The organism is Nocardia sp. CA-084685 (assembly GCF_050955785.1).
In the GTDB taxonomy this organism is placed as follows: Bacteria; Actinomycetota; Actinomycetes; order Mycobacteriales; family Mycobacteriaceae; genus Nocardia.
On the sequence record NZ_CP192094.1, the window covers coordinates 7163326 to 7176518 of the forward strand.

Genomic DNA, 13193 nt, shown 5'->3' on the forward strand with positions numbered 1-13193 from the left:
CGGGCCGCAGGCACGAACAGCTACTCCGCTGATTCGGCTCTGTTCAGGTAACGCAACTGCGCCGCTTTCGCCTCGTCGTAGGCCGCGCGGCCCGCCAGGTGCTCCGGCACACCGACCTCCCACCACGCGCCCGCATCGGTCCAAGCGGACGGCTGGGTGCGCACGACCACAACGGCCGGGCGGGACTCGCTCAGGGCCGCTGCCCTGGCCCGCGCGTACGCGCCGCGGAATTCGGTCAGATCCGCCGCGGTGAAGACTGCGCAGCCCAATGCTCTTGCGTGGCTGGCGAAGTCAGCGCGGGGCGGACGCACATGGTTGGTGCGGCAGTCGGCGTAGAAGTTGTTGAAGGGGTCGCCGCCGTGCCCCTCTTGGAGTCGGGCGATCACCGCGTAGCCGTCGTTATCACAGACCACCGCGACGAACCGGTGGCCAGCGAAGGCCGCGGAGAACAGCTCGGAGTTGAGCATCAGATAGGAGCCGTCGCCGAGCAATGTGGTGACCAGGCCGTGCACGTGCGCCATGGCCGCACCCCAAGCGCCCGCGAGTTCATAACCCATGCAGGAGAACCCATACTCGACGTCCATGGTCGGCACAGTGCCGGTGGCCCGCCATCCGCCGATCAGCTCGCTGGGCATACCGCCTGCCGCCGTCATGACGTAGTCGTCGGGCGCGCTCAATTCATTGACAACGCCCACGATTTGGGCGTAGGTCGGGATACCCGGTGTCGGGGCGCGCAGCTTGTCGACGTGGGTATCCCAGGTGGTTCGGAGTCCTTCCGCGTGCTCGGACCATTCGGCATCGACACGCCAATTCGTCAGTAGCGCAGCCAATTCCCGCACTGTCGCATCAGCATCACCCACAACGGCGAGTGCGCCGTGCTTCACGGCGTCGAATCGGGCCGTATTGACGGTGATCAGCCGGACGTCGGAAGCGAAGACGGTCCAGGAGGCGGTGGTGAAGTCCTGAAGTCGGGTGCCGATGGCCAACACCAGATCCGCCTGTGCGGCAGCGGCATTGGCCGATGCCGAGCCGGTAATGCCGAGCGGACCGGCATACAACTGGTGGTCGTGCGGTACGAGTGTGCGACCAGCGGTCGTCTCGGTGATCGGAATGCCATGCCGCTCAGCGAATTCGAGGACCAGCCGACCCGCTCCCGAGTAGCGCACGCCGCCGCCGAGGACCAGCAGTGGACGTCGCGCCGAGCGAAGTGCCCGTGCTGCCTCGGTCAGCGCCCGAGAGTCGGGGCGCGAACGCATGATTCGGTGTACGACCGGTTCGAAAAGCGCATCGGGAAAGTCATAGGTCTCGGCTTGGACGTCCTGTGGCAATGCCAAGGTCACCGGGCCGACATCGGCCGCATCGGTCAGCACCCTGGCCGCTTGCGGCAGCGTGGCAATCAGTTGTTCCGGTCGGGTGATGCGGTCGAAATATCGACTGACCGCCCGGAACGCGTCATTGACGGTGATGGTTGGGTCACCGAAGTGTTCGACCTGTTGCAGTACCGGATCCGGTGCCCGGTTGGTGAAGGTATCCCCCGGAAGCAACAGCAGTGGAAGGCGATTCGCATGTGCCACGCCGGCGGCGGTCACCATATTCAGCGCGCCGGGACCGATCGAAGACGTCGCGATTCCGACCTGGCGGCGATGAGTCGCCTTGGCCAAGCCGATGGCCGCCAACGCCATGCCCTGCTCCGTATGTCCACGCCAGACCGGGATTTCATCGCGACGCTCGGACAGCGCGGTGCCGAGGCCGAGCACATTGCCGTGCCCGAATATCGCGAAAACAGCTGGGAAGAGGGGTACTTCGCGACCATCGAAGGTCTCCGAATGCTGGGCGACCAGCCAGCCGACCAGTGCCTGCGCAGTTGTCAGCCTCACGGCGTCACCACGCGCTGCAATTCGTGCTGCAGTGCGTCCAATTCGGCGCCACCGGCCATTTGCCTGGTCAGCTCCGGCAGGTCGATCTCCGACTTCTCGTACGAGCCGAGCGTCGAACCGCGTTTGAGCAGTAGGAAGCGATCGCCGACCGGATAGGCGTGGTGTGGGTTGTGCGTGATGAGGACGACTCCTAGCCCGCGATCCCGGGCCTGCACAACGTACTTCAGTACGACACCGGCCTGTTTCACGCCGAGGGCGGCGGTCGGTTCGTCGAGGATGAGCACCTTGGCCCCGTAGTGCACCGCCCTGGCGATCGCGATGCACTGGCGTTGTCCGCCCGACAGCGTGCCGACCGGCTGTTCCATATCGCGGATCTCGATCCCCATATCCGCCAGCGCCTCTCGTGCGATATCGCGGCCCTTGCGCCGGTCGAGCAGTCGCAACGGACCGTAACCGACAGTCGGCTCGGAGCCGAGTACGAAGTTGCGCCAGACGCTCATCAGCGGCACCACGGCGAGATCCTGGTAGACGGTGGCGATGCCATGGTCCAAAGCCTCGCGGGGCGAGGACAACCGGGTCGGCTGGCCGTCCAACTTCAGTTCACCGCGGTCGTGCTGATGCACTCCGGCGAGCACCTTGATCAGGGTCGATTTGCCCGCACCGTTATCGCCGAGGATGCAGGTGACCTGGCCCGCATGCACCACGGTCGAGACCTCACGCAGGGCGACGACACCGCCATAGCTCTTGCCGATATCGATCGCTTCGATCAGGGCTGGCCCACCCGTCACCCGACCACCACCCTCCATCGAATCGCGGTGCGATGCTGTGTTCATCGGCGTACCCTTTCGGCTCGCTTCTTGAATATGTTGTTGACCAACACCGCGGCCAGCAGCAGCACGCCGAGGAACAGCATGAACCAGTCGCTGTCCCACCCCGCGAAAACGATGCCCTGCCGCGCCATGCCGAAGATCAGCGCACCGATCGCGGCGCCGATCGCCGAACCGAATCCACCGGTCAGCAGGCAGCCGCCGACCACGGCCGCGATGATGTAGTGCAGTTCCAGCCCGACGCCCTGATTCGCTTGCACGCTGGAGAACCGCAGGATGCTGCACGATCCGACAACCCATCCGGCGAAGGCGGTGGTCATGAAGAGCAGGATCTTGGTCCGATCGGCGGGGACGCCGACGGCCCGCGCGCTCGGCAGCGCACCGCCCACCGCGAAGATCCAGTTGCCGAACTTGGTGCGCACCAAGACAAGTGCGGCTATCGCGGTCAGCACCACCCACCAGACGACCGACGCCTGCAAGTGCGTATCACCTATATCCAATGTCGATGCGAAGACCCAGCCCGCCGAGTTGTATCCGGCGGCACTTCGAATGCCCGAGATCTGGACGGTTCCGGTGACCAGGCGGGTCACGCCGAGGTTGAGGCCTTGCAGCGCAAGGAAAGTGCCGAGGGTAACGATGAAGCTCGGTAACCCCGTTCGCATCACGAGCCAGCCGTTGAAGGCACCGACTGCGAGCGCGAACAGCAGTGAAATCAACAGCGCGAGCCAGATATTCCACCCTGCGTGCACCGCGAGTAATGCGGTGACCAGTGCGGTGGAAGCGGTCATGACCCCGGCCGAGAGGTCGAATTCGCCGCCGATCATCAACAGCGCGACCGCGACCGCCATGATGCCCAGCGTGGACGAATCGTCCAACCAGGTCGCGACACCCAGTGAACTGAGGAAGCGGTCGGTGATGATCGAGAAGAATACGAAGACCAATGCGGCGCCGAGCAATGCGCCTATCTCGGGGCGCACGACCATTCGCTGCAACAGCGACGGCCGGTCGGACGGTGCGCTCGGAGCGACCTCGGAAGCTTTTGTGGCAATAATCATTTCATCCACTCCCTCAGCGCATGCCCAGTGCCACACGGGCCGCGACGGCTTCGACGTTGTTCTTGTCGACGAAGGCGGGGCCCGTCTGCACCGGTGCGCCACCACCGACCGAGTTCAGATTCGTCCGATACAACTGCAGCAGCACGACAGGGAGATAGCCCTGCTCGTACTGCTGCTGGTCCACCGCGAACAGCAGCTTGCCGGCCCTGAGCGCCTCGACCACATCGGTATTCAGGTCGAAGGTCGCGACCGTCGCGGACGATTGTGATTCCTTCACCGCGTCCACCGCGCGGGCGGCGACCTGTGAATTCAGCGTCAGCACGGCGTCGATGGACCTGTCGGCCTGCAAAGCGCCTTTGATGCGGGACTGCGCGTCGGTGGGATTGTTGATATCCACCTGCAGCGTGGTGCCATTGCCGAAGGCCTTGGTCGCGCCGTCACAGCGCTGATTGGCACCGATATTGCCCGCCTCGTGGATGACGCACAGCAACTTCTTGCGGCCTGCTTCGGCGAGGCGCTTGCCCGCGGCCTGTCCGGCCAGCGTTTCGCTCTGTCCCACATGGCCGATCGCGCCGAACTCGGCGCTCTCGCTCTCGCCTGAATTGATGGTCACTACTGGAATACCTGCGGCAACCGCCTTTTCGATCGAGGGTCGCAGAGCTTCAGGGTTCGCCATTGATACGACGAGACCGTCCACGCCCTGCGCGACCGCGTTATCGACGAGTTCGGCCTGCTGACCCGGATCACCCGAGGAGTTGTATTCGACGCGGACACCGAGATCCTTGCCAGCGGCCTCCGCGCCGTTCTTGACGACATTCCAGAAGGCGTCGCCGGGGCTGCCGTGGGTCACCACCGCGACCGACCTCAATTTGCCTTGCGCGACCGGGGATTGGGTCGGCGCGGGAACGTCCGCACCCGGACCCGTACACGCGGCGAGGAGGGTGGCCGCGGCCAGCCACGGCAGCATGCGGCGGGATCGCCGCCACCACGCCGTGCCTATTTTCAGCGACATCGTCGTCATCACTTCCCATCTAGATTCGAACTGAGCCCAGCGCGGAAGCTATGCCCGCAAGGTGGATCAGACTGCGGGCGGCGTCGCGGCTCGGCAGTTCGGCCGAATCCTCCGGGCGCAATGCCGTGTCCTGTTCGATGACATACCAGCCGCGATAGCCCGCGGCCTGCACGCTGCGCACCAGGGCCTCGATGTCGATATCGCCGTCGCCGAGCGGGACGTAGATGCCGCGACGTACGGCCTCGCTGTATTCCATTGCGCCGCCGCGTACTCGGTCGGCGATGGCGTTGCGCACATCCTTGAGATGGATATGTCCGATTCGATCCGGATGGCGCTGTGCGAGGCGCACCGGATCGGTGCCGCCGATGAGCAAGTGGCCGGTATCCAGACAGAGGTCCAGGTCGGAATCGGCTAGGAGCCTGTCAACTTCGGCTTCACTCTCGACGTAGGTGCCGATGTGGGGATGCAGGGTGGTGCGCAATCCGAATTCGGCGGCGACATCCCGGACAGCGGAGGCGGTTTCGATCAGAGTCCGCCATTCGCTACCGGAAAGTATTGGGCGCGTGTCATATCCGGCGAGTCCGGTCGCGGCCGCGAGGATGATCACGTCGGCACCCGTCGCTGCGAATAGCGCGGCGTTCTCGCGGGCGGTCTCGATTGCCTGTTCCGGGTCGCTGTGCAGTGGGAGGGCGAGGAAGCCACCGACCGCGGTGATGCCGAAATCATTGAGTAGCGCGCACAATTCGGCTGGATGCCGCGGTAGGTAACCGGGTGGGCCGAGTTCCGTCGCGGAGATGCCGAGGGCGGACATCTCCGCGAGAACGGTCCGCGCGTCGAGCACATGACCCCAACCGGGGACTTCACAGACGCCCCACGAGATCGGTGCAGCGGCGATGCGTAGCGGATAGCGAGGTTGGGTCATCCGGGCTCTCCGACCTTCGGTGTCTGGCGCTATTGGAGCGCTCCAACTATGTAACGTAGGTCATAGTGTGTCAAGTACTGCATCGGTCGCTGTTTCATCGCCATTACCTGCGAAAATTCGTTCTTCCACGGCAAATAGCCGACGTTAGCCGTGGGGAAAATGTCGGATTAGAGCGCTCTATTGATAAGCGCTATCCGACCTTGTAACGTCCGACACTGCAGGAGCACGGTGGGATGCGGAACGGAGGCGAGATGGCGCGACCGACCATGGAGGACGTCGCCGCCCGTGCCGGGGTGTCCCGCGCGCTGGTCTCCCTTGTCATGCGCAACTCCCCCAAGGTCAGCGAACATCGTCGTCGCGCGGTGCTCGCGGCCGCGAAGGATCTCGGCTATCAGCCGCACATCATGGCGCGGTCGCTGGCCAGCCGGACCTCCAACATCATCGGCGTCATGGTCTCCGACCTGCGCAATGCGTTCTTCGCCGATGTCGTGGAGGGTATGGACGCGGCCGCGCAGGACGCGGGCCTGGAACTGGTCCTCAACACCGGACGCCGCAGTGCCGCGCGCGAGCGCACCGCGCTGGAGAGCCTGCTGTCCTTCCGCCCCGGCGGAATAATCTTGCTCTCACCCGTACTACCGGTGGCGGCCATTCGCGACGCCGCCGACAAGTGCCCGATCGTGCTCATCTCGCGCAGCTCGACCATTGCGGACGTCGATACCGTCAATGATGACGGTGAGATCGGCGCCGCACTGGCCGTGGATCATCTGGTCTCGCTCGGCCACCGCCGAATCGTGCATCTCGACGGCGGTGGGGCCTTCACCTCCGCCGCGCGCCGTCGCGGCTACCGTGCCGCGATGGCCCGAAAAGGGTTGGAGCCCATGATCATCGCCAGCGAGCACACCGACTCGGGAGGCATCACGGCGGTCCAGAAACTGCTGAATCTGTTCTCTCGGGATAACTTCCCCACCGCACTGGTGTGCGGCAACGACTTCAATGCCGTCGGCGCGATGTCGGCACTGGAAGAGGCCGGACTTTCGGTGCCGCACGATGTTTCGGTCGTCGGTTACGACAACACCTCATTGGCCGCACTGCGCCACGTTTCCCTTACCACCGTCGATCAGCCGCGAACTCAGATGGGCCGCTTGGCAATCGAGGCGTTGATCGAACGCCTCCGCGACGGCCGTACCGACCCAGTGCGCCGTCGCTTGGAACCCTCATTGGTCGTTCGCGCGACGACCGCAGCACCGCGCAACTGACGCTTTTCTATAGCCACCGCGTTTCACCAGGAGGAGAGCGGATGACATCAGCACACACCGTCACGCTGGGCCTGGCAGGCACCGGCCGGATCGGTACCTCCCATGCCGAAACACTCAAACACCTACCCGGCGTCGAGACCGTCATCGTCGCCGATGCCGACGCCGAACGCGCCCACGCCGCCGCCACCAAACTCGGCGTTCAAGCCGTCCCCGACATCGACACACTCTTCGCCGCCCCACTCGACGGCCTGATCATCGCCACCGCCACCGACTCCCACCCCGCACTCATCACCCGCGCTGTCGACGCGGGCATCCCCGTCTTCTGCGAAAAGCCGGTAGCCGCCGATATCCAAGGCACCCTCGACGTCATCACCCGCCTCGAAAACTCGACCGTCCCAGTCCAAATCGGCTTCCAACGCCGTTTCGACGCGGGCTACCGCGCCGCCCGAGCCGCCATCACCTCCGGTTCCCTCGGCTGGCTGCACAGCCTGCGGGCTACCACACTGGATCCGTCGCCCCCACCGGCCGAATACATTCCGCGTTCCGGAGGTTTGTTCCGCGACTGCGGGGTTCACGATTTCGACATAGTCCGCTGGGTAACCGGCCGCGAAGTAGTCGAGGTCTACGCCACCGGCACCAACCGAGGCGCCCAATTCTTCACCGCCGCTGGCGATGTAGACACCGCCGCAGTCCAGCTACGGCTGGACGACGACACCCTGGCAACAGTCTCACTCAGCCGCTACAACGGCGCGGGCTACGACGTCCGCCTGGAAGCGCTCGGCTCCCTCGGGAATGCTGTCGTTGGATTGGACGACCGAGCCCCTCTGACGTCTGTCGAACCCGACTACGTCCCTTCAGGTCTCCCCGCCTACCCCGGATTCATGGAACGGTTCCGTCGGGCATACACCGAGGAACTCGCCGCGTTCCTCTCCGTGGTATCCGGCGAACTCGCCAACCCCTGCACACCCACCGACGCACTCGAAGCGTTCTACATCGCCGAGGCATGCGAACTTTCCCGACACCAAAACCGACCAGTGCCCATAGCCGAAGTCCGCCGCTGACCCCGCCCCACACTGGGCTCCCGCCCAACTGGACCGACGATCACGGGGAATCCTTGGCGGCATCGCCCGAGTAGGGCCCCCACCAGTTCCCGGTGGTCTTGATCCGGCGAGTTAGAGGATTTCGGCGCCGGCATGCTGCACCGCCACCACCTGATTGGAATCCTCGTAGAGGATCTTCCCTGGCGCATCGGAATCCAACCGCACCCACCGCACGCCGTGCGCGTCAAGGATCGCGAGATATCCCTCCACCCGCTCGATCATCCCCACAGCCGCCGCCTTGAACCACGACGCCGCTCCTGGATGAACAGCACGGTTGTAAACCCCAGGGTCCACTTCACTCGGATCAACGAGATTCCCGTTGTACCAATCATTGTTGACCCGCCGAAACCGCTCCTGCTCCACCCGCCTCTCCCAAATCTCCACCCGCTTAATGACTTCCGGCGTCCTTCTCCTACTGCTAGGCGTAGCCAGCCTCGCCCTGGCCGCCTGGCAGCACAAACACACTGGCCGCTGACCGCCCTCCCCGTCATGCAGTAGTAGGCCCGGTTCGATCGAGTTCGTCGGCACCACTAACGCGGGTCGAGTATTACCAACACCCACTCCAGCCCAACCGCATCGGCTCGCCTGGTTATAGGGGGCGTAGGCGAACTATGGCGGTGCCTCGAGAAAGCGCAGCGCGGAGGTCGGCGGAGTTGACTGTGCCGTCGGGGTCCAGGTGGATCTTCGCGAAGCGACCGTGGGTTGGGTTTTGGGTAAGGATTTCGCGGTAGAGCGTGGCGGCTCGGGGTTCGTCGGTGATTACTTCGTGCGTGGCTTGGAGGTTGGTGCCGCGCAGGAGGATTCGGACGGGGGTGTTGGGGATGAGGTTGTGGCGCCAGGTGGCGGCGGTGCCGATCAGGAGGTGACCTTCGTATTCGGCGTAGCCGACGGGGTTGGCGTACTCGCGGCCGGTTTTGCGGCCGGAGACGGTGATGATGAGGAGCTTTTTGCTGAGTAGGGGGTGTAGTGGGGAGCGGAGGATGAAGCGGACGACGGTGTCGCCGATGCGTTGGATGCGGGATTGGGTGGTGGGGGTTTTGGTGCTGGTCATGGGATGGGCTCCGCTGGTCGGATAATTACTGAGTTGATACTCAGAAAATACGTCCGCGTGCGGCATACTGCAAGGGATTGACCGGTGCGGAGCGGAGGTTGCGGTGGTGACGGCTGCGGATGGTGCGCGGGGGCGGCGGGGGCGGCCTTCGACGGGGGTGCGGGAGTCGGTTGTGGTCACGGCGCAGGAGATCCTGTTGGAGGCGGGGGTGGCTCGGTTGTCCACGAAGGAGGTTGCGAAGCGGGCGGGAGTGGCCGAGTCGAGCATCTTCTATCACTTCGGGGATCGAATGGGGTTGTTGCAGGCGGTGATTCAGCGGCATTTGCGACCGGTCAAGGATGTGCTCGGGGAGGTCGAGGAGCGGCCCGAGTTGCGGGCGGGGCTGGTGGTACTTGTCGAGGCATTGGAGGAGTTCTTCTTGGATGCCATTCCGGTGATGGCCGCGGTGCAGTCGGATGTGGAGTTGCGCGCGAAGTTCGCGCAGCGCAGCCAGGAGTTGGATATCGGGCCGCACCGTGCGGTCGACGCGGTTGTCGCGCATCTGTCAATGCCGCATGCCGACCAGCGGGTGCCCGCCTCGGTGAATCTGCGGGCTGTCGCTGTGCTCTTGGTTGGTGCGGCGCATCAACGTGCGCTGCAACGTCAACTGAGCCCACCCGACGTGGTCGCGGCACTGCCGACACCGGAATCCGTCGTCGACACGGTTATGCCGATCCTCCGCTGACACCGTCATCACGCCAGATAACGGCGCGGTCGGCTCGGAGCTGTTGGGCCGGGTCCCTGGTCCGCCGCATACAACACGGCGGGGGCCGGGCGATGGATCGCGCGGTCCGCTCGTCGAACGGAGCCTTCAAGCCGGCAGCAGCCGACCGATCACCTCGGCGAGCTGTTTCACATTGCGGCATTCGTGCATGGTGATGAGGTCGGCATACACATGCGCGGCGGAGTCGCCGGTGGACCAGGAGCGGGCAGGTTCGGGGTTGAGCCAGTAAGCGTGTCTGGCTCGGTCCGCCATTGTTTGCAGAGCGGGCAGATTCGGGTCGGTGCGGTTCGTGCGGGCATCGCCGAGAATCAACAACGAGGTACGCGGGCCGAGGGCGTCGAGATAGTTGTCGACGAAACCTTGGAAGGCCTCGCCATAGTTGCTGCTGCCGAAGCGAGCGACATTGGAATCACGGACTATTCGAGCGGCCGCGCCAGCGGCAGGGGGTTCGCCGGGAGTGAAGAAACCGGTGATTTCGTCGCAGGTATCGATGAAGCCGAAGCTGCGGACCTTGCTGAATTGGTCTTGTAGCGCCTGGACGAGTTGCAGGGTGAATTCGGCGAAACCCGTTACGGAGCCGGATAAGTCGGCCAGCACGACGAGATCGGGGCGACCATGTTTGCGGGCGCGCAGGACCGGATCGATCGGCACACCCCCGGTCGCCATCGAGCGCCGCAGAGTTCGACGCATATCAATCTGGCCGCGAACCGCTTTGCGGCGACGAGCGGCAAGGCGGGTGGCGAGCTTGCGGGCCAAAGGGTTTACCAGGCGGCGCATTTCGGCGAGGTCTTGGGCGCGAGCACCGAGAAAGTCGACCTGGTCGGTACTGGATTCGACGCCACGGCGGGCGATGTACTCGGTGCCGCGGAGTTGGGCGGACCGCAGGCGCGCCTCGGTTTGGACGGCGGCGCGGAATTCGCGCAGGCGGCGGTCGGCTTCGATGGTGCGGACGGCGGTGTCGAGATCGGTGCCCATGCGCTCGACAATGCGGTCGGAAAGTTGTTCCGGCCGTAAGGATTTCATGGTCAGATAGGATGACCAGCCCGCGCCCGATGCGGTGGTGACCGGGCGCGAGGGCTCGCCGGTGCCGACGCCCCCGTAGCCGCCCAGTGTGGTGAGGGCCTGCCGGGCGAGTTCGGTGACGGCGGCGCGGTCTTCTCGAGCGAGTGCGTCCACTAAGCGGTCGCGCAGATCGTCGACGGAAGCCGAGGAAGTTGCCGGTTGCTCGGCAGTCAAGAAGTAGATGTCGAAGAGCTGGTCGAAGACGGCGCGCTGGCCGTTGCGTCGCAGAAGGCAGGCGGCCATGCCGGAGCGCAGGCGGTTCCGGTCGTGTAGACCGAGCGCGAGCATTGCCTCGGCGGCGTCGATGGTTTCGCTCGGGCCAGCAGAAATTCCGTGGTCGCGCAGCAATCCGACGAACTCGACCAGGCGATCGGTCATCGTGTCGATGGCCTGCTCAGAGCTGCGCCGCCCAGATGACGTCACCACTCGTCACCTCCGCCATCGACAGGCGCGGGCTTTGTCGGCTTTCCGCCCTCGTTGTGAGTGGACACAAAAAGGGCCGATACCGAGAAGTGTTGCGGCAGTCGATATACCGCCGCACCACATGTTCGATGCGCACAACGCTTCCCCACTGCACGCGCCGAGCCGAGACCGTCGGCGCATCGAACCACCTTGGCTGCCAGCCGTACCGCTTGCGTGGCTCCGCGATCGCCACCGGTTCCCGCAAGGGGCTCCGAGAAGCGCTGCGGCAGTTGATGGCCGACGCATGCCTGTTCGACGCATCGCATACCCCGCCGGTATCCGCATGCGGAGCAAGGAGGTTCGATCCGAGTGGAAACAGCCGCGATCATGACGGTCTGCGTTCGCTTGGATCGACCGCGGGAAGCTGGAGGCGATCGATGGCTATGCGGTGGTCGGCTTGGTATTTGAGTAGTACGCCGAGGGTGGATCGGACGATGGTGCCGGTGAGGTTTCGGGCACCCAGGGCTACGAGAGTTCTTGCCCAGTCGACGGTTTCGGCGATCGAGGGAGGTTTGCGGAGACTGAGTTCGCGCAGCGCGGCGACGGTTCGCACTACCGGCTCATCCAGGGTTCGGTCGAGCTCGGGGACCTTCATGCGGACGATCGCGCGCTCCAAATCCGCTGTCGGATAGTCGATGTGGAGGTAGAGGCAGCGGCGTTTCAACGCTTCGGAGAGGTCGCGGTTGGCGTTCGAGGTGATTAGGACGAAAGGCTTGCGGACGGCGGTCACGGTGCCGAGTTCGGGAATGCTGACCTGATAGTCACCCAGGACCTCGAGTAGTAGTCCCTCGAGTTCGATATCGGCCTTGTCGAGTTCGTCGATGAGCAGCACTGTCGGATGCGGATTCCGGATAGCCGCCAGTAGCGGACGCTGCAGCAGGAATTCTTCGGTGAAGACGTGGTCGCGGGTGCTGTCCCAGCCCTCGTTGTCCGTGGCGGTGATGCGCAGCAATTGCTTGGCGTGATTCCACTCGTAGAGCGCGCGAGCCTCATCGATGCCCTCGTAGCACTGCAGGCGTACGAGGTCGGAGGTGGTGGCGGTGGCGATCGCCTTGGCCAGCTCGGTCTTGCCGACACCCGCCGGACCCTCGATCAGCAGGGGCTTGCCCAGGTGGCCGGCGAGGAACACCGCGGTGGCGATGTCGGTGGAGGGCAGGTATCCGGCGTCGGTGAGCCGCCATGTCACCTCGTCGACCGAGCCAAAGAACTTACTCATCGGTAACAGTCTAGAACCAGCGGATTTCCGGTCCATCCCTGAGGCCGAGATCCACCGTCTGGGGGATTCGTCATACCAAAGGATGAATCTTCCTGAAATCGTGCTCGCACCATTGCCATTCGACCGGGTGCGGCCGACTGTGGACGTGCAAATCGTTGCGTCGCCGGGCTATCCGACGAGCAACGACGGCGTCTTCGCGGACGCGCAGATAGAAAGGATCCACGGTGTTCTCGAGAACGACTCCCCGCCGATTGACCCGGGTCGCCATGGCCGGCGCCCTCGCGGCGGTTCCATTGACCGCACTCGCCGTTCCCGCCTCGGCTGACCCGGCCACCAGCGAACCCGGCGTGACCGAGGTGCGGCACCCACACGACAACGATTGGGATTGCGACTGCCCCGGCTTCTTCGACGACTGGAACCACAGTCCCGGTCGTTGGGACGACTGCGATCTCCCCGGCCGCTGGAACGACCCATGGCGATTCCCCCGCCATCTGTTCCCCCGTGGGACCTTCGGCAGCAGCTGATCGAGGAACCCGGCCAACCCGAACAGCCCGATGAACCCCAACAACCAACACAACTAGCCCGTGTGC

The 13193-nt window shown here is 64.6% G+C and carries 13 protein-coding genes; 4 read left to right on the forward strand and 9 right to left on the reverse strand.

Features of this window, described 5'->3' with window-relative positions:
• Window positions 1-20: 20 nt before the first annotated feature.
• The 5 genes from iolD to ACQP2U_RS31870 are packed head-to-tail and all read right to left on the reverse strand — an operon-like array spanning window position 21 to window position 5693.
• Window positions 21-1877: a 3D-(3,5/4)-trihydroxycyclohexane-1,2-dione acylhydrolase (decyclizing) gene (gene iolD / locus ACQP2U_RS31850; protein WP_433710820.1), complete on the reverse strand. Its 1857-nt coding sequence runs from the start codon at window positions 1875-1877 to the stop codon at window positions 21-23.
• Entirely contained in the window at window positions 1874-2710 is an 837-nt protein-coding gene (locus ACQP2U_RS31855) for an ATP-binding cassette domain-containing protein (protein WP_433710821.1), read from the reverse strand. Before ACQP2U_RS31855 ends, iolD begins: the two co-directional genes overlap by 4 nt.
• Entirely contained in the window at window positions 2707-3759 is a 1053-nt protein-coding gene (locus tag ACQP2U_RS31860; RefSeq protein ID WP_433710822.1) for an ABC transporter permease, read from the reverse strand. Before ACQP2U_RS31860 ends, ACQP2U_RS31855 begins: the two co-directional genes overlap by 4 nt.
• 13 nt (window positions 3760-3772) lie before the next feature.
• The gene (locus tag ACQP2U_RS31865; RefSeq protein WP_433710823.1) at window positions 3773-4780 is read right to left on the reverse strand and encodes a sugar ABC transporter substrate-binding protein; all 1008 of its coding nucleotides are present in this window, start codon (window positions 4778-4780) and stop codon (window positions 3773-3775) included.
• A gap of 10 nt (window positions 4781-4790) precedes the next feature.
• Complete coding sequence (locus ACQP2U_RS31870; RefSeq protein WP_433710824.1) at window positions 4791-5693, reverse strand: TIM barrel protein; 903 nt, start codon at window positions 5691-5693, stop codon at window positions 4791-4793.
• A 251-nt stretch (window positions 5694-5944) separates the two neighbouring features.
• Between ACQP2U_RS31870 and ACQP2U_RS31875 the strand changes: the two genes are divergently transcribed.
• Together ACQP2U_RS31875 and ACQP2U_RS31880 are read left to right on the forward strand one after the other, a co-directional pair.
• A complete protein-coding gene (locus ACQP2U_RS31875; RefSeq protein ID WP_397032461.1) occupies window positions 5945-6949 on the forward strand; it encodes a LacI family DNA-binding transcriptional regulator in 1005 nt (334 codons plus the stop codon).
• A 41-nt stretch (window positions 6950-6990) separates the two neighbouring features.
• Window positions 6991-8010, forward strand: coding sequence for a Gfo/Idh/MocA family protein (locus ACQP2U_RS31880; RefSeq protein ID WP_433710825.1), 1020 nt, complete (start codon window positions 6991-6993; stop codon window positions 8008-8010).
• Window positions 8011-8121: 111 nt separating this feature from the next.
• Here the strand turns inward: ACQP2U_RS31880 and ACQP2U_RS31885 are convergent, their stop codons facing one another.
• Both ACQP2U_RS31885 and ACQP2U_RS31890 read right to left on the reverse strand, forming a co-directional pair.
• The gene (locus tag ACQP2U_RS31885) at window positions 8122-8412 is read right to left on the reverse strand and encodes a hypothetical protein (RefSeq protein ID WP_433710826.1); all 291 of its coding nucleotides are present in this window, start codon (window positions 8410-8412) and stop codon (window positions 8122-8124) included.
• A 226-nt stretch (window positions 8413-8638) separates the two neighbouring features.
• Entirely contained in the window at window positions 8639-9100 is a 462-nt protein-coding gene (locus ACQP2U_RS31890; protein ID WP_433710827.1) for a nitroreductase/quinone reductase family protein, read from the reverse strand.
• Between the two features lie 106 nt (window positions 9101-9206).
• Here ACQP2U_RS31890 and ACQP2U_RS31895 point away from each other — a divergent pair, with 106 nt between their 5' ends.
• Entirely contained in the window at window positions 9207-9824 is a 618-nt protein-coding gene (locus tag ACQP2U_RS31895; RefSeq protein ID WP_433710828.1) for a TetR/AcrR family transcriptional regulator, read from the forward strand.
• A 126-nt stretch (window positions 9825-9950) separates the two neighbouring features.
• Here the strand turns inward: ACQP2U_RS31895 and ACQP2U_RS31900 are convergent, their stop codons facing one another.
• Together ACQP2U_RS31900 and ACQP2U_RS31905 are read right to left on the reverse strand one after the other, a co-directional pair.
• Complete coding sequence (locus ACQP2U_RS31900) at window positions 9951-11348, reverse strand: vWA domain-containing protein (RefSeq protein WP_433710829.1); 1398 nt, start codon at window positions 11346-11348, stop codon at window positions 9951-9953.
• 364 nt (window positions 11349-11712) lie between these two features.
• Window positions 11713-12603, reverse strand: a complete 891-nt coding sequence (locus tag ACQP2U_RS31905) for an AAA family ATPase (RefSeq protein ID WP_433710830.1) — start codon at window positions 12601-12603, stop codon at window positions 11713-11715.
• Between the two features lie 224 nt (window positions 12604-12827).
• On the opposite strand from ACQP2U_RS31905, the gene ACQP2U_RS31910 reads away from it, so the two are divergent.
• Window positions 12828-13127, forward strand: a complete 300-nt coding sequence (locus ACQP2U_RS31910) for a hypothetical protein (RefSeq protein WP_433710831.1) — start codon at window positions 12828-12830, stop codon at window positions 13125-13127.
• Window positions 13128-13193: the final 66 nt, after the last annotated feature.